17 protein-coding genes are annotated in these 25404 nt (G+C 58.4%); 2 read left to right on the forward strand and 15 right to left on the reverse strand.

Annotated features, from left to right (window positions below; translation table 11 throughout):
- Positions 1-142: 142 nt before the first annotated feature.
- The 14 genes from KJ970_07110 to KJ970_07175 form a co-directional block, all read right to left on the reverse strand.
- Entirely contained in the window at positions 143-1207 is a 1065-nt protein-coding gene (locus KJ970_07110; protein ID MBU2690682.1) for an FAD:protein FMN transferase, read from the reverse strand.
- A 95-nt stretch (positions 1208-1302) separates the two neighbouring features.
- A complete protein-coding gene (locus KJ970_07115; GenBank protein ID MBU2690683.1) occupies positions 1303-1512 on the reverse strand; it encodes a hypothetical protein in 210 nt (69 codons plus the stop codon).
- 92 nt (positions 1513-1604) lie between these two features.
- Complete coding sequence (locus KJ970_07120) at positions 1605-2183, reverse strand: electron transport complex subunit RsxA (protein ID MBU2690684.1); 579 nt, start codon at positions 2181-2183, stop codon at positions 1605-1607.
- The gene (locus KJ970_07125) at positions 2183-2830 is read right to left on the reverse strand and encodes an electron transport complex subunit E (GenBank protein ID MBU2690685.1); all 648 of its coding nucleotides are present in this window, start codon (positions 2828-2830) and stop codon (positions 2183-2185) included. Before KJ970_07125 ends, KJ970_07120 begins: the two co-directional genes overlap by 1 nt.
- Positions 2831-2833: 3 nt before the next feature.
- Positions 2834-3574, reverse strand: coding sequence for an FMN-binding protein (locus KJ970_07130; protein ID MBU2690686.1), 741 nt, complete (start codon positions 3572-3574; stop codon positions 2834-2836).
- Positions 3571-4590, reverse strand: coding sequence for an RnfABCDGE type electron transport complex subunit D (locus tag KJ970_07135; protein ID MBU2690687.1), 1020 nt, complete (start codon positions 4588-4590; stop codon positions 3571-3573). The genes KJ970_07130 and KJ970_07135 overlap by 4 nt, the downstream gene beginning before the upstream one ends.
- Complete coding sequence (rsxC, locus tag KJ970_07140) at positions 4590-5924, reverse strand: electron transport complex subunit RsxC (GenBank protein MBU2690688.1); 1335 nt, start codon at positions 5922-5924, stop codon at positions 4590-4592. The genes KJ970_07135 and rsxC overlap by 1 nt, the downstream gene beginning before the upstream one ends.
- Positions 5918-10633 (reverse strand): 4Fe-4S binding protein, encoded by a 4716-nt coding sequence (locus KJ970_07145; protein ID MBU2690689.1) that lies wholly within the window; start codon positions 10631-10633, stop codon positions 5918-5920. Before KJ970_07145 ends, rsxC begins: the two co-directional genes overlap by 7 nt.
- Positions 10617-11447 (reverse strand): 4Fe-4S binding protein, encoded by an 831-nt coding sequence (locus KJ970_07150; GenBank protein ID MBU2690690.1) that lies wholly within the window; start codon positions 11445-11447, stop codon positions 10617-10619. Before KJ970_07150 ends, KJ970_07145 begins: the two co-directional genes overlap by 17 nt.
- Positions 11448-11495: 48 nt before the next feature.
- The gene (locus KJ970_07155) at positions 11496-14039 is read right to left on the reverse strand and encodes a ferredoxin (protein ID MBU2690691.1); all 2544 of its coding nucleotides are present in this window, start codon (positions 14037-14039) and stop codon (positions 11496-11498) included.
- A 54-nt stretch (positions 14040-14093) separates the two neighbouring features.
- A complete protein-coding gene (locus KJ970_07160; protein ID MBU2690692.1) occupies positions 14094-15047 on the reverse strand; it encodes a 2-oxoglutarate oxidoreductase in 954 nt (317 codons plus the stop codon).
- Positions 15047-16918 carry a 2-oxoacid:acceptor oxidoreductase subunit alpha gene (locus KJ970_07165; protein MBU2690693.1) on the reverse strand — a complete coding sequence of 624 codons (1872 nt, stop codon included), beginning with the start codon at positions 16916-16918 and terminating at the stop codon, positions 15047-15049. Before KJ970_07165 ends, KJ970_07160 begins: the two co-directional genes overlap by 1 nt.
- Before the next feature lie 637 nt (positions 16919-17555).
- Positions 17556-21080: a pyruvate:ferredoxin (flavodoxin) oxidoreductase gene (gene nifJ / locus KJ970_07170; protein ID MBU2690694.1), complete on the reverse strand. Its 3525-nt coding sequence runs from the start codon at positions 21078-21080 to the stop codon at positions 17556-17558.
- 332 nt (positions 21081-21412) lie between these two features.
- Positions 21413-22678, reverse strand: a complete 1266-nt coding sequence (locus KJ970_07175) for a hypothetical protein (GenBank protein MBU2690695.1) — start codon at positions 22676-22678, stop codon at positions 21413-21415.
- A gap of 259 nt (positions 22679-22937) precedes the next feature.
- On the opposite strand from KJ970_07175, the gene KJ970_07180 reads away from it, so the two are divergent.
- Positions 22938-23534, forward strand: a complete 597-nt coding sequence (locus KJ970_07180; GenBank protein MBU2690696.1) for a cytochrome c family protein — start codon at positions 22938-22940, stop codon at positions 23532-23534.
- A gap of 187 nt (positions 23535-23721) precedes the next feature.
- Positions 23722-24537 carry a hypothetical protein gene (locus tag KJ970_07185; GenBank protein ID MBU2690697.1) on the forward strand — a complete coding sequence of 272 codons (816 nt, stop codon included), beginning with the start codon at positions 23722-23724 and terminating at the stop codon, positions 24535-24537.
- On the opposite strand, the gene KJ970_07190 is transcribed toward KJ970_07185, so the two are convergent.
- On the reverse strand, positions 24534-25364 hold the full coding sequence (locus KJ970_07190) for a site-specific DNA-methyltransferase (protein MBU2690698.1): 831 nt from the start codon (positions 25362-25364) through the stop codon (positions 24534-24536). The genes KJ970_07185 and KJ970_07190 overlap by 4 nt on opposite strands.
- Positions 25365-25404 lie beyond the last annotated feature (40 nt).

The following is a 25404-nucleotide window of genomic DNA, read 5'->3' on the forward strand; positions in this document are numbered from 1 at the left end:
AACCTCCGACTCAAAACAAGAAGGTGGGATCTGCCGCGGGCCGATCCTATAACTCCTTGTATGGCAGTATATTGCAGAGTCCAGCCGGCGAGACTTTTTCTGAGCGGGGCCAGGTGATTCCTCCCGCCGGCGATCCCGGCCCTTAGGGTGACAGGCGTGGTAGCTCATGCGTCACGATCAGCCGATTTTTCATCCCCGATGTCGTATGAACTTCATTCGATGCGTCAATCAGAACAGCTTCTACATCCGGAAGTGTCTCGGCCAGAGCCAGCGCCGGATCGACACCCATCACCATGAAGGCCGTCGAGAGGGCATCGGCGAGGGTGGCGTCGGAGCTGATGACGGTGGCGCTGCGGAGTCCGCGGGCCGGCCGGCCGGTTCGTGGATCCAGGATATGGTGATAGCGAATCCCATCCAAAATGAAGAAACGTTCGTAATCGCCGCTCGTCGATACTGAGGCGTCGCTGACTTCCATGGTAGCAAAATAATCGTCGATCTCTCCGCGCGGATTCCGGATCCCGACCCGCCACTTCCGGTCGCCCCGCATCCCGGAGGCATAGACCTGCCCGCCGGCTGAGAGAAGAAATGAGGTGACGCCCTTTTCCTTTAACAAAGCCGTCGCTCGATCGAGAGCATAACCCTTGGCGATGCCGCCCAGGCCGATCTTCATCCCCTCTGCGGGGAGACGGATTGTTCCCGCCGCGTCATCAACCTGGAGCTGTTTGTAATCGACCAGGGCGGTGCGGGCGCGGATAGCCTCCACATCGGGTACGAAGGGATGCTCCGCCTTGAAATCCCAAAGCCCCCACAGAGCGGCCCAGGTTATATCAAAGGCGCCGCCGGTGAGATCGCCCAATGCCAATCCCCTTTGGATCACGGCCAGTAGATCCTCAGGGATGGGGACGGGATCACCGCCGGCGTGCTGATTGACGACGGCAAGGGGAGATCCCTCGCGCCACTCACTCATCCGCAATTCGATATCGTTGAAAAGGGTAAAGACGGCCTGAGCCTGTGCCGCCGCCGCTTCGTTTTCCGGAACCATCACCTCGATGGTGGTTCCCATCATCGGTTCGGCGAAGATCTGATAGGGGGGGGCTTCAGATGTGTCGGTCCTCTCCGAGGTGCAGGAGAGGAGGAGGGTCGGCAGAGCGAGAATGATAAGAGCGATACGAGCTAATAGATGGGAATTCATAAGATCTTTCGACACATCCGGCCTCCGAGGGCCCTTTGATCGTAAAGGAAATGCTCAGCGGTTCTGATCCATAGGGCGTCGTCTGACGGCTCCAATGCACAGGGATTCGCTTAGCGGTTCTGATCCATCCGGCATGTCTTGCCGTCATCATCCACCGTGCAGTCCTCGCCGCAGCACCCGCAATTCCGCTCGATCGTGGGCGCTTCCGGATCATGGCGTGAAATGAAGCGTTGTACAATGATCCATCCAGAACAGAGGACGGCGAGACCGATGATGGCGAGAATATGAACCGGCATATCACCCTTCATTAGGACCGGCACCTCGCCGGACTCCTCAAAACCTCAAGCCCGCTGCTGAGCCTGATATTGTTAAAACCTCAGGCGCCGCTGCTGAGCCTGATAGTGTCAAAATCTCAAGCGCCGCTGAACAGGCCTGCGAATCCCATAAAGGCCAAAGAGAGAATACCGGCGATAAGGAGATTCATCGCCGTGCCCCGCACGACGGCGGGGATGTCGGAAAGCTCCGCTTCCTCCCGCAATCCGGCCATCAGAACCAGGGCGAGGGTCAAACCCGCGCCGGCGCCAAGGGCGAAGACCAATCCCTGCGCCAGGCCGTATCCCCGATTTGTCTGAAAGATGGCGAGACCCAGGATGGCGCAGTTTGTCGTAATCAGCGGCAGGAAGATACCCAGGGCGCGGAAGAGGGCCGGGCTCAGTTTTTTGATCACCATCTCCACAAACTGCACGGTACTGGCGATAACGACGATGTAGCTGATCAGCTGCAGATAGGGCGCGTGGACCAGAATGTAGGTGTTGAGGGTCCAGGCGCAGATCGAGGTGATCACCATGACGAAGATATTCGCCAGACCGAGCCGGAAGGCGACGATGAGGCGTCCCGAAACACCGAAGAAAGGACAGAGGCCGAGGAAATAGGTCAGCGTGAAATTGTTAATGATCATGGCGCTGATGAAGATCCAGAAGAGATATGCCATTAGGCCGTCCTCCTCGCCAGCGCCTTAGCCCGGTTCAGGCGCCGCTGTGTCATGGCGTTGAAGACAAGCAGGATCAGACCCAGCATGATGAAGCCTCCCGGCGGCAGGATCATGATGACCCACGGCTCAAAGCTGGGGCCGAAGAGATCAATGCCGAAGAGCGAGCCGCTGCCGAGGATCTCCCGGACGGAGCCGAGACAGAGCAGGGCGAAAGCAAATCCGATGGCCATCCCCAGAGCGTCCAGAACCGACATCCAGACGGTGTTTCGCGACGCAAAAGCCTCCTGCCGGCCCAGAATGATGCAGTTGACGACGATGAGGGCGATAAAGGCGCCCAGCGCGCGGTGCACATCGGGGACCAGCGCTTTCAACGCGAAGTCGGCGACGGTGACGAAGGTCGCGATAATAATGATATAAGTCGAGATCCGCACCTGTTTGGGAATATAGTTCCGCAGCAAGGAAACGAGGAAACTCGAGCCGACCAAAACAAAGAAGGTCGCCGCTCCCATGGCGAGGGCGTTGATGGCGCTGTTGGTGACGGCCAGCATGGGGCACATGCCAAGAACTTGCACAAAGATCGGGTTTTCCTTCCAGATCCCTTTAACAAATTCGGCGTAGGCCGCGCCCGGATCTTTAATTTCGGCCATGAATTATTGCCCCCCCTCGTTGGCTGGAGGATGGTCGTCGTTCATCGAAGGCGCTTGGCCCTCGGCCGGAGCCTCGCCACGGGCCGCCGGCGGTTCGCTTCCCGGTTCCGGCAGCAGCGGGACCCATGTGGCATTCCCCGCGTTGAGGATTTTGACGACCGCTTTGGATGAGATCGTGGCGCCGGTAATCGCATCAATCTCATTCGCGGCCGATTTTGCGCCCTTCTTGACGGCGCGGATCTCCGGCTCAACGCTGAGCCGCTGGAAGTTCTGTTTAAAATCGGCGTCCTTGATAATCTTGTCGCCCAGCCCGGGTGTCTCGCGGCTTTCGAGGATCTGAAGTCCGACGACTGTTTTTTCCGCCGGATTGTAGCCATAGATCAATTTGATCACATCCTGGAACCCCGAGCCTTCATGCGGGATGGCGTAGCCGAGGAATTGCGCGTCGGCATTATAAGCGGCATAGATCGCCGCCGCGCCTTTCGCCTCCTCCTCGCCGACAACGATGAGGCGTCCATCTTGTACAATAAGTTTCTGCATCGTGCTGGACCCTGGAACGACCTGAAAAACAGCCGCCCGCAGAGCCCGCGCCTGATTTTCCGTGATTCTCGGCAAGGTCCATTCATACATCCCGACAATCATCAGGCCGGAAAAGAGACCGGCCAGCCCCAGCGTCATGATCATCCGCAGCGAACTCACCTGGGACGCGGCGGGGGTGGCGTCGGTTTGGCCTGCCTGGCTCATGAAGATCTCCCCCGTCCAAAGGCCCGCGGTTGAATGGATCGTTCAATCAGCGGCGCGGCCGCATTCATAAGAAGGATCGCGTACATCACACCCTCGGGAAGACCGCCGAAGAGGCGGATCAGGACAACGAGCACACCGATCCCCGCGCCGAAAATCCAAGTCGCTTTCGGCGACAGGGGCGAGGTGACCGGATCGGTCGCCATATAAATAGTGCCGAAGAGCAAACCACCGGAGAGAAGCATGAACCACGGGGCCGGATACTGCTGCGGCGCAATGAGAAAAAGGAGCGTCGAGAAGACCGCCACCGACAGCAGAATCGAGACAGGGATGCGCCAGTCAAAAATCCGCCGGGCCAGCATAACAGCGCCGCAAAGGATAATGATGAGGGCGCTTGTTTCACCGAGCGAACCGCCGGTCTGGCCGATCAGCAGAGCCTGCCAATCGGTCGACTGATGCTGAAATTTCATGAGGGCGAGGGGCGTGGCGGTCGTGACGGCGTCGGCGGCGCCGTGAAGAAAGGGGAGGGCCAGATTCTGCCCGCGGATCGAGAGGAATTCGTTAAAGCCGCCGTGAACCGACCAGGAGGTCAGGGTTGTGGGAAAGGAAGCCTGAAGAAAGGCTCTTCCGACAAGGGCCGGATTGAAAAGGTTTTGCCCCAGTCCGCCCCAAATGAGTTTGCCGAGACCGATGCCGACAACGCCCCCGATAAAGGCCATCCAGAGCGGGATGCCGGGCGGCAATGTGAGCCCGAGGAGAAGGCCGGTGAGGATCGCGCTTCCATCACGCAGGGTGACCCAGCGCGGCCGCTGCGATCCCAATCCCCATTCGGTGGCGATCGCGCCGAGGATCGCGGCGAAAACGACCAGGAGCGCGCTGAGGCCGAAGAAATAGATGGCGGCGATGAGGACCGGCAGTACGGAAAGGATCACCTCGAGCATCAATCGGGGCGTCGATATTTCCCGTTTGAGGAAGGGGGATGTTTGTATAAGAAGCCTATGATCAAGAGAAGGGGCCATCACTTTGCCTTCCGCTCACGGAGGGCCCCCTTGGCCACTCGGATGAGTTGAATAATCGGAATATGCGAGGGACATGAAAACGAGCAGGATCCGCACTCCATGCAGTCCATAATGTGCATCTTCTCCATCTCTTCGTACCGGCCTGCTTTGGCAAGACGTCCCAGCAGTGACGCGTTTAGAAAGTTTGGACAGGCGTCCAGGCATCGCCCGCAGCGAACGCAAGCATATTCGGTCGGGAAATGAGTTTCCACCTCTGTGAAGGCGAGCAGGCCGGATGTTCCTTTTAAAACCGGAACATCGAGGCTCGCGAGGGGCATCCCCATCATCGGCCCGCCCATCACAACCAATTTTGTCTCGGGGAGGAGGCCGCCGCAATGATCGAGAACGTCCCGCACCAGCGTGCCGATCGGAATCATGAGATTCGCCGGCCGTTTGATACCCGGTCCGGAGACGGTCACCATCCGTTCGATCATGGGGATGCCGCGATCGAAATAATCAGCCAGCGCCGCCATCGTGCCCACATTGTTGACGACGATATTGACATCGAGCGGAAGCTTGCCCGCCGGCACCTCGACACCGAAAAGGGCCTTGATGAGCATCTTCTCCGCGCCTTGCGGATATTTAACTTTGAGGGGCACGACATGGACCGGCCGGCCGCCGGTGGCGGGGCGGCGCAGCGCCTCAACCGCATCGGGCTTGTTTTGTTCAATGCCGATCGTTGTCGATTTAACCCCGAGTTTTTCCGCGACGATCTCGATCCCGCGGAGGATCGCATCGGCCCGCTCCACCATGATCCGGTGGTCGCACGTGAGGAAGGGCTCGCATTCGCATCCGTTGATGACGAGCCGCTCGATCTGCTTTCCCTCCGGCACGGCATATTTGACATGCGTCGGAAAGGCCGCGCCTCCCAGCCCGACCAAGCCTGCCTTTTGCACATGATCGACAAATTCTTTTGAGCTCATCGAACGCCAATCCAAGGGAGGCTTTGCCGCGAGTTTCTGTGTTGCGAAGGGATCGGCTTCGATTTCGATCGCCGGCTGAAGTTGTCCGTTGGGATGGCGATGCACCGCGATCGACGTGACGGTTCCGGACACGGGGCTGTGCAGGGCCATCGAGACAAAAGCGCCCGGCTCGGCGATCAGCTGCCCCCGCCTGACCGTTTCACCCGGACGGACAATCGGCTTGACCGGTGCGCCGGTGTGCTGGCTCAGCGGCAGGATATACCGTTTTGTGAACGGCATCCGCTCGACCGGCATGCATTCGGTGGCCTTTTTGTATTCCTCGGGATGGATGCCGTGCCGGAAAGTCGGTAATGTTAAAGATAAACTCACGATGCCGCATCCTCATCCTGTCCGTTGCCGGGTGATCGCCGATGTCCGGCCAATGCCATCATCCGCTGCTGGAGGCGCTGGGCCATCTCGGCGCGGATTTCATCGCCGATGTCGTTGATCCGCCCTTCATAGTCATTGCGGAGAGCGGCCAGCTGCGCTTCATGATGAGCCTGAACTTCCGCTGCGGCCTCTTCCTTGACCCTCTGCGTGAAGGGCGTGACAAGACCCGCCCACTCCTGAAGCATCCGCCAGATATCGAGGCGCCATTGGGCAAAGGCCACCGCTGCGGGTGAACATTTTAAACGTCTTTCCGCGCTCTCACGGGTGGCATCTCTGTTTTTCCCCGCCGTCTTCACCACAACGAGGGGTGTTTTCCCGAAACGCTGAAGCGCCGGCAATCTGAGGTAATCGATGATGGGAGTCGGAGATGGATCGCTCGCTTGGAGATCGCTGAAATGGTGGACGAAACGGCGCTCCGTCACCATCCAATCGAAAACGGTGGTGAAGGATCCCTCTTTGCTCTGGATCCCATCACCCTGGACCCCCTCGGCCTGGGTCCAGTCGGCTTTCATATTCTGATTGCCGGAAAGATCAAGCCGGGCGCCGAAGACGCCTTCGGCGGCGGGATCATAGGTATAAAGCGGGAAGGCCCGCGAGCGTACCGCCAGGCCGGCGTGTTCCACCGCGATATCTTCCGCGAAGCCGTGCCGATCCGGTTTCGGCGCATGAATGTGAATCAAGGCCGGGCCGGGATGGCGGAGAGCCTTCAGGACCCCCTCGGTGAGATGGGCGCCGTGCGCGATCGATGATTGTACAATATAGGCGTTGCGCTGCATCAGTCCCAGGATCCCCGGGTCGCCGCCGGCGCCTCCAGTAGAGAGGCCCGGGTTGAGGGCATCCATGCCGGGATCCAGATTCTCAGCAAGATCGGACAATAGAACGACCTTGACCGGGAGATCCGAACCGAGCAGAGAAGCCAGTTGCGCCGCGCTTTCACCGCCCAGAACCCGTCCGTCGCCGACAAGGATCAAGGACGGGCATAACGACCTTTCTTCAGGTGTCAGATCGCGCCAGGTTAACTTTTCCAACCCCCGCACAGAGCGAATCGCCTCGAGCGGCTTGTCCAGCTCCAAGAGAGCCCGCCGAATGTCCCGGAAATCCTCGAGCACCTCATCGAGGAGCCCCTCGGCCAGCCCCTTGGCCAATTCCACTGTTTCGCCGCTGTCATCGAGGACGATCGGAAGGGCGTAGGGATTATAGGGGAACGATCCGGCCCATGAGGTTGTGGAGCCCTCCGCCACGGCCATCGCCGCGCGGGCGCGGCCCATCCCCGCCGGTCCCTTTTCCAAACGCCATCGATGATCAACCAGCCGCTGTGCTGAATCGACAAGCCGGCCCAGCCTTTCGCCGTCGACCTGCTTTGTTTTGCAGGCTTCGTTGATCTTTTCAGCAAAGGCGGCCAGATCGAGATCCTGCCGGCCCAGGGAATCCAATCCCGATGAGAGCAGCTGGAGATCTTCGGTGGGAAGGGCGTCGGCCAGTGTTTCCCGGATCTTCGCGGCGAGACGATCCTGCAAGGATGCGATCTTCTTAAGATGATCTTGAAGGAGGGGCTGAAGATGGTACTCCGCCGCCGCCAGCACCCATCGCAGGGCGGTCTTTTCGCCGGATCCGGCTTCGGCGCCGTCGCCGCCGGCGGGAGAGAGGCTGCAATGGCGTGATAACAACATCGCTGCGGGCTGCCCGACATCGGGATGATGCGACAGCCGGGAGATATTTTCACCGCTCGTATCGGGAAGCTCTTCCCACACTTTGCGGAGGGCCTGCGCCGCGGCCTGCCGATCCGGCGTTTGCGGTCCGGCGGTCATGGCGCCCGGCTCGCAGGATGTGATGCAGGCGGAGCAACCCTTGCACGTTTCCGGATTGATGACGACGGAAAGCAGACTCCCGCTTCCCGGCGCTTTCTTTTCAGGTTCCTCAAGGAAGGGAATTGTACAAGCCACGGGAAGTTTTCCGACAGCCGCGGCCACCGGTTTGAAGGCGCTCTCCAGCTCTTTCCGTCGCTCCGCGGAGGGGGCCATCTTTTCCATCAGCCAGTTGAAGGCCGTCGTGAGGGGTCCGCCCAGTGTTTCATCCGAAGGCGCCTCGGCCTTCCCCTTAAGTAGCAGGGAGTGGGTTCGCGCGGCCAGCTTTGCAACAACCGGCCGGAGGGCATCGGCCTGATCTCCCCGAGCCTTGGCCATTCTGATACCGGCCTCCAGCAGTTCGACGGCGCTCAGGGCGATCGGCCCGATAGCCCCTTCGGGGCACACGGACCAGCAGTTCCCGCAACCGGTGCAGGGCGCCGGATTGAAGTGGGGCATAATCTTGCGGTTTTTAGAGAGATCCCGGAATGTTGAAGAGAGGGGCGGAACGGTTCCCAGAGCGAGGTAGGGGTCGGGTGTGATCTGCTCTTCTTCGTCCTTTTGATAGAGAACCCCCACCTGATCCCAAAACCGGGAAAGGTTGTCATCATCGGCGTCGATCCGGCCGAGACGGCGCACCGACATCGGGATTTCGGGATCCGCCTCGACCGCGGCGGCCCTCTCCGCGATGCCCGGGTCTTGAATCAGTTGTACATTCTCCATGCCGCTCCGGAAGCTGTCGAGGCGACTGGCCCCTTCCGCGTCATCCTGCTCATGCAGAAATTCTTCATAGGACGAAAGAATTTTTCGCGGTTTTAAATCGCTGTCCCGTTTCGCCAACAATCCCGTCAAGGCTCCCAAAATCCGTTCTGAAATCCTTGAAGGGAAATCGCCGGATGCGGGATCAGCGGATAAGGAATCGCCCGATGCGGGTTCATTAGCCGGCACGGCATAAAGATCGAGTTGCCACTCTTCTCTCTTTTGGTGGAGAGCGGGGGCCAAACGGAGAGGCTCTTCTTCCCCTCCGCGGGTGACGACAAGCAACGCGCCGCCGACAGCCATTCTTGGAAGCGTGACGTTGAGATCAGAATCCGTCACGACCGCAACATCGATCGGGTGATCATCACCCGGCTCGAGGATCGAATCCTCCCCCAAAACGATGCGGTCTATGCAGACACGGTCCCGCCGGTCCCAGATCAATTCGGGCCGACACCGGGCCCCGCCGCCAAAGGATTTGTAAAGCAGGGCGGCCGCCTCTGCCGCGATGGCGCCGGTCTCTTCTCCTTCATTTCGTATAAAGGCCACCGAAAGCTTCGCACCGCAACCGGCGGCCTTATCCGCGGAGAGCACTGATGTGGAATGCACGCCGAGTTCAGCCACATCCGGGTAATCCCGCCGGACTCTTTCGAGGAGGATCTCTCGTTTCGGATAGGAGGAATGGGCGGGAAGAAAATCGATCCCCAAATAAACGCGGCTCCGCCCCCCCTTGGCTACTTCATGGATCCATTTCTCAAGGTCGGCTTCCCGGAGCGGGAAACCGCCGATCCCATAGATTGCGGAATGGAGATGCGGAGGGGGGCCGCTCCATGATGGGGCGCCCTCACGGGACGGCGCCGCGGATCCATTCTCGATTGCTTCATCGATGAGGGCTCGGAGTTCCCGCGTGAGCGGGGGATCGGTGGAGAGTGGGGTATCGACGCGTTCCAGAACAATCACCCTCTTCTTGCCGCGTAGGATCGCGGTCAGTTCCCTGGCGGGGAAAGGGCGAAGGGTTCGGATGCCCAGCACGCCGATCTTCATCTTTTCCCGGTCCCGGAGTCTTGACGCGACGCGCTCCAACGTTTCGACCGCCGCACCCTGGCCGACGAGAAGAATTTCCGCATCGCCCTCTCTAAAAACCGATATGGGATCCAAAAGGCGCCCGGTCTTTTTCGCAAAGGACGCCATCGCTTCGTCCAGGCAGCTTGAGAGATGATTGTAAAAGAAGGGCCGCCGGGCCGCCATGCCGAGTCCCCACATATCGGCTTTTTTATAAGCGCCTTGCAGGGCCGGGCGGTCGAGATTAAAACGGCGGGGGACGCGCCGGCGCATGGGGCCGAAGAGCATTTCCTGTGACGGCGTCGGCGCCGGGATTTCATCCTGCGGATTGCCGGTGAATTTGCGGATCGTTGCGGGACCCAGAAGTTGTACATTTTGAGGCGCCAGGGCCGTGAGATGTCCGTCCATGGCCACGAGTCCTGGAATGAGAGCCCGCTCGGCGACGCGCCGGGCGATAAGATTGAGATCGACGGCTTCTTGTACATTGCGGGCAAAGAGCAAAAAGAAACCGGTGTCGGCCGCGAGGTGATAAGCGTCATGTCCTGATCCGGCGGACGCTCCGTTGGCGGAGAGGACCCGGCAGGACATATTAATGACGAGGGGAAGGTGCCGGCCCGCGGCGAGGGTCATCAGGTCGAGGGCGGAGGCGACATCGGATCCGGCCATAAAGATCGCCGGGCGGACACCGGCGAGAGAGAGACCCATGCCGGTTGATAGGGATCCGCGGGAACGGCCGGACGCCATGGTTATCAGCGATCGGCCGAAGAGGTTCACCTCTTCCCGGTTTCTTTCGTTGTTCCACGCGCGAACAGCCCGCGCGGCGGGGAAGGAGGCGGCATTGGGAAGGGCGCCGGCCAGGCAGGCCTCGGTCATGGCGACGGCGGTGGCGCCGTCAAGCAGGGCCTCAATTCCTTCCTTGGGGTTCTCTGCGAGGTCTCTCTTTGGGCCGTCTCCACGAAATCGGCGCAGGAACTCAGTGAGACTTGGCATAACGTCTCCCGATCCCGGACAGAGGATCTTCGGTTATAAATTGTCGTCCGGTGACCCACTGGATCGCACCCGTGGGGCAGCGGAATGTGGCTTCAGGTTTCATCCGGATCGAACTATTGTAGCTGACCACCGGCAGGTTATTCACCGTCGCTATGAGACCGGCGGGCGCGTCCTGAACGCACCGGCCGCAGGCGTCGCAGGCGACACGGCATAGCGCCAAGGCCTCTTCTCCGGCCAGGGGCACGCTGCACTGCACCAGGAGAGGTTTATCCAAGGGCAGGATCTCGAAAAGATTCCTGGGGCAAACCTCAACGCAATCGCCGCAGGCGGTGCATTTTTCAATGTCTACTATCGGAAGTCCGTCGGCATTCATATGAATGGCGTCGAAAGTACAAGCCGTGTCGCAATCGCCCAAGCCCAGGCATCCCCAGGCGCACCCTTTGCCGCCGCCTGAAACGATCGCCGCCGCGCGGCAGGTGCCGTATCCCTCATAGGCGGCGATTTGAAGGGCCTGGGAACGTCCGCCCGCGCAATGCAGGCGGGCGACGCGCTTCTCCTGAGTGCCGGGATCGACGCCGAGGAACTCAGCGATCGCCTCGACGGCGTCAGGGCTCGAAACGGTGCATCCTCCGGGAAGCCGGCGTCCCTCGAGAAGGGCCTCGGCGAAGGCATGGCAGCCGGGTTCCCCGCAGGCGCCGCAATTGGTGCCGGGGAGCATCGCTTCGACACTCTCCAAACGGGGATCCTCCGGGACATTCAAAAAACGGTATGCGACAGCCAGGACTCCGGCAAAGAAGAAGCCAAGACCGGCCATGATCCCCGCGGCCATGATGACGCTGCTCAAGCGTCCTCCCTCCACTCGTTAAACGTTGAATGGCTCCGCGCGCCGGATCAAATCTTCGAGATTCGGCTCATCAGGATTTAATGGTTTTCCGGGATGGATGCAGCGACCCGGGCACTTTTCCGCGGCAGCCACCAGCTGAGCGAATGTGCCGGCATGTGGATCGCCGATACGAACCTGTTTATTTTCGTCATAAACGAAAAGCAGCGGATTGATAACAGTGCAATCATTGCAACTTGTACAAAGCGGTGTGCCGACCCAAGGCTCATCGAAGGATATATCCTCCTCCGCCTCCGCCGGTCCGGCCGCTTCCGCCCGCGTCTCAGCCTCTGCCGGATCAGAGGGAGCCGGCGCGGTGGGAGCTTTCGACCTCGCCGGCGCCGCCGGGGACGCCGCCCTCGGGGTCGATAGCGGCGCCGTCATGGCTCCGGCATCCAGATCCAGGAGCATGGCCGCCAGGCCGCCCATCGCCTCCGAGGCGGCTTCTTCTCTCATCCTCTTAAGTTCATCGGCATGCGTTGCCTGCAGTTGCTCCCGCTCGACGCGATACTTTGCTTCTGCTTCCGCTTGCGCCTTCCGCGTCGCCTCTCGGACATATTCGTTGCGGATCCCAGCCAGTTCTTGAAGGGTGCGCCAGTAATCCAGCCGGTCTTTGCAGGCCAAGGCCAGGCGCCGGGTGATGGCGAGGCGCTGCAAGCGCCCCTCGTGATCAACGCCCCAGACAAAGGGGATTCGGACAATAGCTTCATCCCGCTCAAGATCGAGGTAGTCGGCGATCGAAACGAGATCTTCGCTGACGATAGGTTCGGGGATAGCCTTAAAATGGCGGCGAAAATCGGGCTCCAACAGGGCGAAGTCGGCGAATGTGAAGGCCGCGGTGATGGAAATTTCTTCGCCACCGGATTTCCGGCAGGTGAGATTGTGGATGGACCAGTTCTCTTCAGCATTCGGGTTCCCGCTGAAATGCAAGCGGCTTGCCCAGCTGGATCCGGATTCAGGATTGTAACGGAACAGGGGATGAGCCCGGCTCTCAATGGCGGCGCCGGCATGAAGCCAGGCATCAAGCCGGCCTTGCATCCGGCTTGAATCAAAGCCGCAGGCGATGAGGTGCAACGAGGCGTGGGTTGCCGCGAGTCCGGCGAGATACCCTTCCATAAGATGATCGGGACGGGCGGCGGAGGATTGTTGAACCAGCGCTTCCCGGTGTCCGATTCCGAGGAATCCTAATTCCAAATGGTATCCGTGAAGGGCCTTTTGACCCCGGGCGGCGGGATTCTGTGCCGGGTCATGCGGGACCAGGACTTGAATCGGCTTTCCGGAAAGAATCAATTGTGAAAGTGAAAGCATTCCTTTTCCGGCAAGGCGCTCTGATGACTCCAGCGCTATAACAACCGGGAGCAGTAGGAACTCCTCTTTCGAAAAGGATTCCCAATCGAATTCCGCAAACCAGGGATCGTGATGCTCAGGATGGTAGGATCCCTCAATCTCCAAAGTAGCGATGCGAACGGCTCGGAATATTTCGGTAAATTGGGCCGCATGCCGCTGAAAATGTATCAGGGCGCCGGCGCAGGGGTCGGGCTCCTCAATCAGCCGTCCATTGCACTCATCCTCGGAAACCGGCAATGGCAGCGATCCGTCATGGACAATCGCGACGATCGGATCGGAGTCCTGGGCCAGATAGCTTTCAAGCAGCCCCAGGACATGCTCAATCCGCCGTTTTCGTTCCGGCGCCATGAGCGGCGCACCCCGCCAGGAACCAAGGACACTGGAGAGCTTTCGCGGATCCACAAAATCGGCGCCGGTACCGCCGAGCTCCCCGCGCAGAGCCTCCGGCATTCTGGAAGCAGGACCCTTATGCCGTTCAATAGTGAGAAGCTCCTTCAGATGATGGCGAAGCTGTTTTACATTATCTCTGAAGGCGGCGCGGCGGGGATTCAGTTTGTGATGCGCCGCGTGAATCAGAAGGCGCAGCGATGAAGAGTCCGTGAAGGAGAGAAACCATCCACCCTGGGGCGCTTGTTTGAGAAATGTTTCAAGATCGGCTCCGAGGTTTTCGGCGTTCTCTCCGGCCAGCGAAAGATTTCTTTTTAGCTGTTCCCCCGCCTGCGCCAGGACCTTTCCCGCCGGATGGAGACCCGGTTTCTTGTATAACGCCTCACGGATGTCGCGCTCGAGACGCAGCAGATTATCGCGCAGGATGCGGGCTTGGCCCGGATTCGGCGCGAAGGAATCAAGGGTTTCCGAAAGCAATTCGGAGAGGGGAAGAATCAATCGCTCTCCATCACCGCTCTTTGATGGGTAAAGATAAAGAGGGTAGTTTGTCCGGACCCGGGAAGCATCTTTGAAGCGATAGAGAAGAGCGGGGGAGAACTCCTCTGGTGATGAATCGCCGGAACCGGGTTCATCATTGAGGGAGAGATGAAAGTGGCGAAGCGCGTTCAGGCTCTCGGGGTCCGCCTCACGGCCGGAGTCGGACCCGGTGTCGGGCAGGAGGGGCCGTTCCTGCATTCCAGCCGGGGATCCGGCTGGTGGCGCTGATTCGACTTCGGGATAAGCAGGGTCCATTGAAGGTTCCTCTTTTTTTTCGGCGATTTTGGTCACGGTATCCTCGATAAAATGTTAAATGGCGAACCGGTCCAGTTCTTTTTCGAGGGCCGTCAATTTGTCTTCGACGGGCATGTCCATGCCGACCGCCGTGTGATCGTTGTAGCACGGCCGGTCCGGGTCGCAGAAGAGCAGCCCGATAGGCAGAGGGTCGTGTTCCAGAGCCAGTTTTTGGGCTCCCGCGAGATCGAGAGGGTTGTGTTCCTGCTGGGTTTTATACATTTTGGCGACGGCGGGGTCCACTTGGATGCCCTTGTCATGGGTCAGCAGGTTCAGATGTGAGGGGTCCTGCTGCATTTCATCGTACATTTTCCCGGTATAGGTCGGGCAGCGCTGCAGAATCCGGACAAAGCTGAATCCCTTATGCTTGTGGGCGGCCTGGAGAGTGGCCAACAGATGCGCCGGGTTCCAATCGACCGTCTGCGCCACGAAGGAGACATTGGTGACGCCCAGGGTGACGCCAAGAGGATTCAATGGCGGCAGCCAGGCGCCCTCGGGGTGCGTGTTCGTTGATAGCCCCTTGGGGCTGGTCGGCGAGGTTTGGTTTTTTGTCAGCCCGTAGACATGATTGTCAAAAAGCATCACCGTCATGTCCATGTTGTATCGGATGGCGTGAACCCAATGCGCCGTCCCGATCGAGCAACAATCCCCATCACCCGTCGCCACAAAGAGGGTCAGGTCGGGGCGTCGCGACTTGATCCCGCAGGCCACCGGAAAAGCCCGCCCGTGAAGCCCATGAAAACCATAGGTATTCATGTAGTGAGGGAAACGACTCGAACAACCGATCCCGGAAACCGACACGATTTTCTCGGGGGGAATCTGCTCGTCACGGCAGATCCGCTGCACCGCGGTGAGGATGGCAAGGTCGCCGCAACCCGGACACCAGCGGGGTTCGCCGCCCTCGTAGTCTTCTAATGTGAAATACCGGGGGGATACATCCAATGGCCAATCCGCTTTAAGCCCGAACATTATACGTCTCCTTTCATCGCGTCATGTATCCGGATGATCTCTTTATATACAAGTCCGGGCGGCAAGGGTTGACCTGGCACGGTGGACCAGAAGTCGACATCGACCGCAGTCATCGCCCGCAAAATATAGGCCAGCTGGGCGGGGCGGCGGTTTTCCGGTGTGATCCCCGGTTGATCGAGCTGATCACTGTAGTTGATTTCGACCGTCATGACTTTGCGGAAGCGCGCAAAGATCTCCTTCAAGCCGGGTTCCAGCGGGGACAGAAATCGCAGGTGGAGGGAGGAAATCTTCCGTCCTTCGGCGCGGATCCGGTCGACGGCCTCATCAATCGATCCCAGCGTCGATCCCCAGCCGACGACGAGCAGGTCACCTTCCGGATCGCCGTGAATCTTCGGCGGTTTCAGTGTCTGTTGCAGGGTCGCCATCTTGCGGCTGCGCATATTGCAGCCGATCTGGTTGGAGTACGGATCGTAGGCCACCTTGCTGTAATTCGTGTGGGCCAGCCCCGTGAGGACATATTCGCCGCCTGGCTGTCCCGGTATCGGCCGCGGCGACAAACCGGTTTGTTCATCCCAATCGTAGGGTGGTGTGTTCTTATCCCAAGGGGATTGATCCAATGGAGGAGGGTACCACTCGGCATTGACTTGTGGACGGGGGTAGGGTTGGACCCCTGTGGCGAGATTCGCGTCGGTGAGAACCATGACCGGCGTCCGGAAGGCCTCAGCCAACCGCCGCGCTGTTATCATGAAATGAAAACACTCCTCGATCGTCGCGGCCGCCATGATGACTTTGGGGGCGTCACCCGGCGCGCCGAAAGCGGCTGCCAACAGGTCCCCCTGTTCCACCTTCGTCGGAAGCCCTGTGCTCGGCCCCCCGCGTTGAACCACGACGATCACCAGCGGAATCTCGGCCATGACGCCGAGACCGATAAACTCGGTTTTCAACGCCATTCCCGGACCGGAGGTGATGGTGCAGGTCGTCTTGCCGGCATAGGAGGAACCTAGAGCAAAACCGATGGCGGCGATCTCATCCTCGGCCTGATGGAGACAACCGCCGACCTTGTGAATGATACTGGCTATGTAGTGAGAGGCCGATGTCGCCGGGGTGATCGGGTACATGGCGACGGTCTCCATCCCGGCCGCCATGACGCCGAGACCGATGGCCTGGTTTCCATTGGAGACGATGAGGGGCTTGTCATTCGGCCAGGGGGGGATCTCGTAACAGAGATCCAGGTTTTCCGCCGCGAAGATCTCTCCCGCTTCGAGAAGTCTGTGGTTCAGCGAGATGACTTTCTCGCCCTTCCGGGAGAATATCAGCGCGATCTCATTTTTCGCCTCTTCGAGTCCCCGCTGATAGATGTGGCAGAGCATGCCGAGGACGAACATATTTTTGCCGAGCAGGGGGTTGGGTGTGATCTCCCGGCAGGCCGCTTCCATCGGTAATTCGTGTACGATATAACCGCGGTTTTCGAAATCCTGCAGGGCGGCCGCATATTGACCGCGGATCGCTTCGATCGGATCATCGGCCCATTTATTTTCCAGAATGACGTGGGTTCCCTTTTTGTAGGCGCCTTGGGCGATCCGTCCATAGAGGACCTGCTCGTTAAAAGCGACGACCAAATCGGCCTCATCACCCATATTGGTCATATCGGTGGAGCCGATTCGGACTCGGATGCCGCTGGCCCCGGCTGGTGATCGGGAGGGCGGCTTGATTTCGGCAGGGATGATCTCCACGGTCCAAACGCCGTTCCCCTTCTTGGCGCTGACCATGCCGAATGTCTGTCCAGCCTTTTGAGCCCCTTCACCGGAGTCACTCACGATCTCGACAATATGCTCGCCAAGTCGTACAGGCGCCCTGTGTTGGGTCTCCATGGATTTTCCCTCCTTGGGAATAACCGAGGTCTTTGAAGGTGTCGTCATCTGGTTCGTCCCCCAGAACTCTGTTCACAACAGAAGGGCATCCTCACTTTTCCAAAACCATCAGGACGATTCTTCCAGGCTCTTCAATATCTCAAGCGCCTGGAAGTGTCCCAGGTGTTCATGGGAAAGGGGATGCTTCTTGGTTTCTTAGTTTTTTGAAAGGTCTCCCGCCGTCTGCTCTGCGTCTCAGGGCGGAATGTGAGCCGTGCAAGAGAGGCTTTGGATCAGAGGACTTCAGGTGGCCTTCGGCCCTGCTCAGGATCTCAGTGAGATTCGGGGAGTCCTCGAAGATCTGGTCCCTCGCGCCCCGGGCCGGGTGCACGGCACGCGAGCTGCTCTCGGACAACGGATACCTCCTGCGGCCGAATCCGCGTCGCCAGGATCCATAAGGTGTAGCGGCCTAAGCTTTTGTCTATAAAGATCGGCCCCTTCTAAACGACGCTTCAAAGGTCATTGTATATGCCGCAAACATGGTTGCCAAGATACAACATCATCATGCCTGCATGCAAGTGGCCCTAATACGCACACCCGGTCCATCTTCTCGATGAAACCGGGTGTGAGCCCTCTGCAGCCATGTTCAGCGCCAGCATTACTTTTTATCGCTGGATTTCCCCGAAGCCATATATTGGTAGAAGTCCCATTGAGTCTTGACCTCATCCTCCGCCAGTTTCAGGAGACGCTGCGCTTCCTCGGGTCTGCTGTTCCTCAACATTGTGTACCGTGTCTCATTATAAATGTAATCCGTCAGATTGAGCGTCGGCGGCTTGGAGTCGAGGATGAAGGGATTCTTGCCCTCGAGAGCGAGCATGGGGTTGTAACGGAAGAGGATCCAGTATCCGGATTTTACAGCCTTCTCCTGCTGCTGCAGCCCTTTGATAAGATTATAGCCGTGAGCAATACAATGGCTATAAGCGATGATAATGGAGGGTCCATTAAAGGCCTCGGCTTCAAGAAAGGCCTTCACGGCTTGTCCATCATTCGCCCCCAGGGCAATGCGGGCCACATAAACATTTCTGTAGTTGGTGGCCATCATCGCAAGGTCTTTCTTGGGAGTCCCTTTTCCCCCGGCGGCGAATTTGGCGACGGCGCCGAGCGGTGTGGCCTTCGACATCTGGCCGCCGGTGTTGGAGTAGACCTCCGTGTCCAGGACGAGGATATTGACATTCCGCCCGGAGGCCAGGACATGATCCAATCCGCCGTAACCGATATCATAGGCCCATCCGTCACCGCCCAGAATCCAGACACTGCGCTTGACCAGCGAGTCAGCGAGGCTGAGAAGATCTTTGGCCGCCGGTGATCCGATCCCCGCGAGCTTCTCTTTCAACGCCTTGACACTGTCGCGCTGCTCTTCGATCCCCTCCTCGGTTGACTGATCGGCGGTGAGGAGTTTCTCCGCCATGCCCGGCGGAAGCTGGCTTGAGAGACCCTGCAGCAGCTCGCGGGCATACTCGGTCTGCTTGTCGACCGCCAGCCGCATCCCCATACCGAACTCGGCGTTGTCCTCGAAGAGGGAGTTCGACCAGGCCGGACCGCGTCCGTCGGCGTTGCTGGTGTAGGGCGTTGTCGGCAGATTGCCGCCGTAGATCGAGGAACAGCCGGTGGCATTGGCGATGAGAGCCCGGTCTCCGAAGAGCTGGCTCAACAGCTTCACATAGGGTGTTTCGCCGCAGCCGCCGCAGGCCCCCGAGAACTCAAAGAGCGGCTCGAGCAACTGCACATCTTTTACCAGACTCATTTTTAATTTCTTGCGATCAGCTTCTGGAATTTTAAGGAAGTAATTCCAATTCTCCCGCTCCGACTCTCGCAACGGCACCTGATCCGCCATCTTGAGCGCCTTTTCCTTCGGAGGGCAGACATCGACGCAGAGGGTGCAGCCGGTGCAGTCTTCGGGTGCGATCTGAATCGTATAGAGCCATTCGTCAAATCCCTTCCATTTGGCAGGGATGGCCTTGAAGGTCTCCGGCGCCTCATCCTTGTATTTCTTCTCGTAGATCTTTCCGCGGATCACACTGTGAGGGCAGACGAGGACGCATTTCCCGCAGCGAATGCAGTTATCTTCCAACCAGATCGGAATCGAGAGGGAGATGTTCCGTTTTTCCCACTTGGTCGTGCCGGTGGGGAAGGTCCCATCGATGGGCATGGCGCTGACCGGAAGCTGATCACCGCGACCCGCGATAATCTCGGCGGTGACCTTTTGTACGAACTCCGGCGCCTCAGCGGGAACGGGCAGCCGCATCATGATGGTGCTGGTCGACTTCGCGGGGACCTTGATTTGATGGAGATTCTCCACCGAACCGTCGACGGCGGCGTAGTTCTTCGACACCACCTCTTCACCCCGGCGGCCGTAGGTCTTTTGAATGGTCCGCTTGATCTCTTCAACCGCCCTTTCCAACGGCAGGATGTTGCTGATCGCGAAGAAGCAGGTCTGCATGATCGTATTGATCCTGTTGCCCATCCCCGTCGCTTTGCCCAGCTTGTATCCGTCGATCACATAGAATTTCAGCTTCTTCTTGATGATCTGTTCCTGGATATGGAGGGGCAGATGATCCCAAACCTCGCCGGTCGGCATGGGGGCGTTGAGCAGGAATGTGGCTCCCGGCTCGGCGACCTGGAGAACGTCCATTCTCTCGAGGAATGAGAACTGATGGCAGGCGACGAAATTCGCGCGGCTGATCAGATAGGTCGAGCGGATTGGATTGGGTCCGAAACGAAGATGGGATACGGTGATCGATCCGGCCTTCTTGGAATCATAAACGAAATAGCCCTGAGCATAATTGTCTGTGTTATCTCCGATGATCTTGATGGAGTTTTTGTTCGCCCCGACCGTTCCGTCGGCGCCAAGGCCGTAAAAGACGGCGCGGACACCCTGGGGATCTTCACTCGAGAACTCCGGATCGTAATCGAGGCTTGTGTGGGTGACATCGTCATTGATTCCGATGGTGAAATGGTTCTTCGGCTTTTCCTTTAACATTTCATTAAAGACGCCATTCACCATGGCGGGTGTGAACTCTTTCGAAGAGAGGCCGTAGCGCCCGCCCCGGATCATGGGCATTGTTCCGCCCCGTTCGGCGAAGGCGGTTACAATATCGAGATACAGCGGCTCGCCGGGGCCTCCCGGCTCTTTGGTGCGATCCAGCACCGTAATCGACTTTGTGCTCTTCGGCAGCGCGCTCAGGAAATGCTCGCTTGAGAAAGGCCTGTACAACCGGATTTTGAGCAGGCCGACATTCCCGCCGGCCTTGTTCAATGCCAAAACCGCTTCATGGGCCGCTTCGGCGCCTGAGCCCATCATGACGATGACTCGTTCGGCGTCGGGGGATCCGATATAGTCAAAGAGATTGTAACGGCGGCCGATTTTCTCGGCGAAATTGTCCATGGTTTTTTGTACAATGCCGGGACACTCGAGGTAGTAGGGGTTGACCGTCTCGCGCCCCTGGAAGAAAACATCTGGGTTTTGGGCCGTTCCACGGATCACGGGATGATCGGGGGAGAGGGCTCTGAGGCGATGCGCGTGAACGAACTCATCATTGATCATCGATCGAATTTCATCATTGCTGAGAGGCGTGATCTTCATCACTTCGCTGGAGGAGCGGAAGCCGTCAAAGAAATGAATAAAGGGTACCCGGCTCTCCAGCGTCGCGGCATGAGCGATCAGCGCCAAATCCATGATCTCTTGGATCGATCCGGACGCCAGCATGGCGAATCCGGTGGAGCGTATCGCCATGACGTCGCTATGATCCCCGAATATGGAGAGGGCCTGTGCGGCGAGGGAGCGGGCGGCGACATGGAAAACGGCCGGTGTCAGCTCCCCGGCGATTTTATACATATTGGGGATCATGAGCAGCAGACCCTGAGAGGCGGTAAAAGTCGTGCTGAGCGCGCCGCCCTGAAGAGCTCCATGGACGGCCCCGGACGCGCCGCCTTCACTCTGCATCTCGACAACATGGGGAATCGTTCCCCATATATTTTTTTGACCTTTCGCCGACCACTCATCGGCGAACTCCCCCATGGGTGATGACGGGGTAATGGGATATATGGCGCAAACCTCACTGACGCGGTGAGCGACATATGAAGCGGCTTCATTCCCGTCGATCATGATTTTGGATCCAGACATCCGTTTGCCTCCTTGACATCATACAAACCCGCACCACCAACCCAGCCCTCAGGCTTCCCGGGGCCCGGCCCTTGATCGAGAGTCCCGGACGCATTTCCCGGGCCGATCCATGAGTGCGGTCCAAATTTCGACCGGGCGCCCCGGCTGATGTTAGTACTTCTGCCACAGTTGGAAAAGATGTGGCATCGTCGAAACGGTATTAATTTAAAGAAAATTAATAGAAGTGGCTATCCTCTGCCGTCGAGGGCTGGGAGAACTTCAATTCCTGCGGCCGGTTATGGGAATTCGGTCAACCTTCGACCCGATGGGCCTCGATCTGCGTCCGGCTTTTCTTACGAAGCCTCACCTTTCGATGCCTTCCAGTCCTTCAGCTTTTTATTCAGGGTCCGGTAATACCCCGCGGAGTAAATCTTGGATAGCGTCTTCAGCTTCATCTCCTTGAGTTTGTATTTCCCGGGTTTATCGACGAGCCACTTCCCCTCTTCAGGGAGCATGACCAGGCTGACATGGATGTTCGGCGCCACCCCGATGGGTAGGTTGTTGTCCATGCAAGTTTCATACAGCCGCCGGAAGATTGGAACCATGTCCTCTGTCTTCGGGGGGGCGACATCCGCATAATCGGTTCCGATGAGCGGCCTGAAAACACAAACGGTGGGTATCGCACCGACGGATGTGATCCACTCGATCGCCTTAATGGAGGATTTCGGCTCCTCCAAACCGACGATGATCTCGCCGTTGCTGACCCATGGATCGAAAGAGACGCCACCTTTGCCCATTTTGGCGCAGTATTCCACGGCGTCGAGGTAGCCCTTAAGCCCGTATTCACGGGCTTTGCCCGGGCAGACCTCTTCGAATCGCTTGGGATCCCAGATTTCAAAGCAGAAGGAGACGCGATTCACACCGATCTCCCGCATATGATCAAAGCGGGACATATCGGGATGAGGCGGCGTCTGAATACCGATCAACAACCCGGTCTGCTTCTTAATTTCTACAATGTAGGGTTCGAGGATGTCGAGGAAGGTATGGCCCGAATAGTGTCCTGTATTGAAATCGATATAGGTGATATTCGATTCTTCCCGGGCCGCCCAGATGACCTCCATCACTTCCCTGACCGATTTTTCATCCGCATCGTCGACACCGAGATTGAGACCAACCGAGCAGAATTTGCAATTCGTCTTGGGCTTCTCGGTCCAGTACTCGCAGACTTTGGAAGGATAGATGCCGAGATAGGTGCCCTGAAGAGAACCGATCTTTGTCATCAGCTTGCCGGTTGAGGTTCGCTTGTCATACCAATTGGGGCGGGGCGAAAGGCGGATCGGGGAGATCAGCTCGTTATCCCCATCCCGCCGGATGACATAGGTGTCGTTCTCCCTATAGAGGATATAGGGGGATGATTTGGCGAACGTCTCAGCGACGGGGATATTCGTCCACAAATCACCGGGGAGGACCGCCTCCAGGCCGCTACCGAGGCCGGCGCGGGTTCTCATTATGGAGCGGCCGCCGTCCTTCTCGATGAAACAGGATTCATCCATTCGAATGCCCTTGCAGTAGAGATCGAGTTTCAGTAGTCCAGGATTGTGGCGGACATCGGTTTCCATCGAGTTTCCTCCTACGGCGACGTGTGAGTGGTGGCGGCCTCTACATCTATCATAGCAGTCTTTGTCCCAAATCTAAATATCGGCCGGGGAGAGGGGAGAACCTTGGCGGGATTTCAGGGTAGAAAGGTCGGATCCCGAGGGCCGGGGGCATCCGATCCGATCATGCTCCTTGATTATGATCGGCTTGGTTTTGATGATGAAGGGTTCGAATCCGGAATGAAGCCGGAAACCATTCGGAAGTGGAGAAGGAGGGCAGAAGATGAAGGGGTTCCGTATCCTTGGGTCGGTTGTGCTGTTCCTGGCAATCCTGGGGCTGTTCCTGTGGACATCTTCCGGGGTGAAGGCCGGGGATGAGATCAAAGCAGGTGAAGAGGTCAAAGCGGCTGAAGGGGTCAAAGCGGCTGAAGCGGCCTTCACCTATATCGGGTCTGAGAAGTGCAAGATGTGCCACAAGGGAGAAACAAAGGGCGCGATTTTTGAGAAGTGGCTTGAAACGCCTCACGCCAAGGCTTTTGAGAATCTTCCGGCAGCTTCTCAAAAAGATGAGAAATGTCTGGTTTGTCACACGACCGCGTTTGGAGCCGGCGGCTATGTCGTCGGCGCTGAAGGCGCTGAGGCTTTTGCCGGCGTCGGTTGCGAGGCATGCCATGGTCCGGGAAGTGAATATAAGAGCATGAAGATTATGAAAGATCGTGCCCTGGCCCTCAAGGCCGGCATGATTGTCCCGACGGCAAAAGAATGTGCAGCTTGTCACACGGCTGAGATTCCGAAGGCCTGCTGGGGCGGCGCCGAGGCGGCACCGAAATTCGATTTCGCCGTGGCTTCCAAGGCTATCGCGCATTCGATACCCAAGTAGGTTTTCACTTGAATTCAACAGAATGTTTAATTGGGACGGCGGGGGTTCTGCTTCCGCCGTCTTCAATTTAATTATGAAATGTATCTTGTTTGGCTTGATTCGTTTAGAGCGGCACGGTAGATTAGTTTCCTGACGCCGGGCACCCGAGGGCCTGGAGGCAGGTGCGTCTGGAGGGACATCTCAGGGAATGGAAGCGATTCTGAGTCAGGAGACGCGGAGTAAAAGTAAAAGGAAGGGCCGCCAGGAAGCCGCCCGCATCAATCCCCTTCCCCCGCCGGAGCGCGAGGAGTGGGTTTGCCGTATCTGCGGCTGGCACGCGATACAGGAATCTCAACCCGAGGAGTGTGCTCTTTGCAGCGCGGGCCCGGGAGCCTTCATCCAGGAATACGAGATGGAGGTTTCTCCCGAATCCGAAGTGCAGATTGAGGCCCTCGACGAGGGGCTCTGGAGTCTGAAAAGCGCCTTTGCCTGGGGGCATGCCAGCTATCTGCTTGAAAAGCCGACAGGTCCCATCCTCATCGATTGCCCCGATGTTTTCACCCCCGAGTTGGTTGATTTTTTAAAGACACGCGGCGGCGTTCATCAAATCCTGTACTGCCACCATCATTTTCTGGGGGCGGGGCAGCGCGCGCGCCAGCTCTTCTCGGCGGAGACATTTTTGCACGAAGAGGATAAGCATCCCAAAATCGTGACCGTTCCGGTCGATAATTGGGTTGCGACAGAGGAATCGGCGATCAATGGGCGCGGTGGTGAACCGATTCGAGGCCTGTTGGTGGGCGGGCATACGCCCGGCTCGACCTTCTTTCACTATGACGGGATGCTCTTCACCGGTGACGCCTTCAGCGGTTGGACGGGACCGCTGGAATGGTATTACACCGAGTTGACCGCTGTCCAAAGTGCCCGCAAGAAACTGGCCGATCTTCCCATAAAGGGGATCTACTCTTGCTGCGGGCATCTGACACGCGGCGCATCGCGCCAGATACTCGGGAGCAAATCGCGCTAAGACGACTCTGCGGCAAGGCGTTTCCCGGTGATGGCCAAGGCCTTTTTTGAGATGTCACAGGTTATCCAATAACGCTGGGATGACTCGGCCGCGACGGCTGTTGTTCCTGAACCGCAAAATGGATCGCAGATCAGATCGCCCGGGTCTGATGCGATCTGCAAAATTCTCTTCAACAGAGCCAGCGGTTTCTGAGTTGGATAGCCGCTGGCTTCTGATTGATTGCCCCGCAGCGCCGGGATCTCCCATACATCCCGAAGATACGTTTCACGGTACAGACCTTCGCTGTCCCGCTCAATTTTGACATTTGAAAATCCGTAATGATGGCGCAGGCGGGAACGTTCCGTTGACCGGTTGAAAGTGTATCCGTCTGTTTTGGCGTAATAGAGGATCGTGTCATGCTTCCGCGCCAGATGCCGGCGGGGGACACCCCCCGTGCGATAGGCCCAGATGATCTCATTGACGAGACGGGATACGCCGAAGATACGATCCAGGATGATTCGGGCATAGGGAGCGGCCCGCCAATCGAGATGGATAAAGAGCGATCCCTTGTCGGAAAGGACCCGGTGACCCGCTTGAAGGATCCCTTCGAGCCAGCGGAAGTAGGCCTCTCCCCCCGGGTCGTCATAGCGGCCGGTGCGTGAGACCTTTTGCCGGCCTGTTCCAAAGGGTGGATCGGCATAGAGGAGGTCGACTGAACCCACCGGCAGGGCGGCCAGTAGAACCTCCGCCGGCAGATGATAGGCAAGACCCCGGACGGTATCCTTCCCCGGCTGGAGAGATGGAGATTGGGCCACGGAACGGAGTCCAATTTTCAGTTTTTGGTCCATTTTCTTATGCCTCTTCGATCCTCAGGGAAATCCATTCGCA

The organism is Candidatus Eisenbacteria bacterium, assembly GCA_018831195.1.
Taxonomy (GTDB): Bacteria; Eisenbacteria; RBG-16-71-46; order CAIMUX01; family JAHJDP01; genus JAHJDP01.

Excerpts from the sequence above, each read along its gene's own strand:
- KJ970_07130 (MBU2690686.1), bottom strand. The coding sequence starts at position 3,574 with ATGAGCCAGGCAGGCCAAACCGACGCCACCCCCGCCGCGTCCCAGGTG.
- KJ970_07190 (MBU2690698.1), bottom strand. The coding sequence starts at position 25,364 with ATGGACCAAAAACTGAAAATTGGACTCCGTTCCGTGGCCCAATCTCCA.
- KJ970_07165 (MBU2690693.1), bottom strand. The coding sequence starts at position 16,918 with ATGGAGACCCAACACAGGGCGCCTGTACGACTTGGCGAGCATATTGTC.
- KJ970_07160 (MBU2690692.1), bottom strand. The coding sequence starts at position 15,047 with ATGTTCGGGCTTAAAGCGGATTGGCCATTGGATGTATCCCCCCGGTAT.
- KJ970_07155 (MBU2690691.1), bottom strand. The coding sequence starts at position 14,039 with ATGGACCCTGCTTATCCCGAAGTCGAATCAGCGCCACCAGCCGGATCC.
- nifJ (MBU2690694.1), bottom strand. The coding sequence starts at position 21,080 with ATGTCTGGATCCAAAATCATGATCGACGGGAATGAAGCCGCTTCATAT.
- KJ970_07185 (MBU2690697.1), top strand. The coding sequence starts at position 23,722 with ATGGAAGCGATTCTGAGTCAGGAGACGCGGAGTAAAAGTAAAAGGAAG.
- KJ970_07135 (MBU2690687.1), bottom strand. The coding sequence starts at position 4,590 with ATGGCCCCTTCTCTTGATCATAGGCTTCTTATACAAACATCCCCCTTC.
- KJ970_07125 (MBU2690685.1), bottom strand. The coding sequence starts at position 2,830 with ATGGCCGAAATTAAAGATCCGGGCGCGGCCTACGCCGAATTTGTTAAA.
- KJ970_07175 (MBU2690695.1), bottom strand. The coding sequence starts at position 22,678 with ATGGAAACCGATGTCCGCCACAATCCTGGACTACTGAAACTCGATCTC.
- KJ970_07180 (MBU2690696.1), top strand. The coding sequence starts at position 22,938 with ATGAAGGGGTTCCGTATCCTTGGGTCGGTTGTGCTGTTCCTGGCAATC.
- KJ970_07150 (MBU2690690.1), bottom strand. The coding sequence starts at position 11,447 with ATGGCCGGTCTTGGCTTCTTCTTTGCCGGAGTCCTGGCTGTCGCATAC.
- KJ970_07120 (MBU2690684.1), bottom strand. The coding sequence starts at position 2,183 with ATGGCATATCTCTTCTGGATCTTCATCAGCGCCATGATCATTAACAAT.
- KJ970_07145 (MBU2690689.1), bottom strand. The coding sequence starts at position 10,633 with ATGCCAAGTCTCACTGAGTTCCTGCGCCGATTTCGTGGAGACGGCCCA.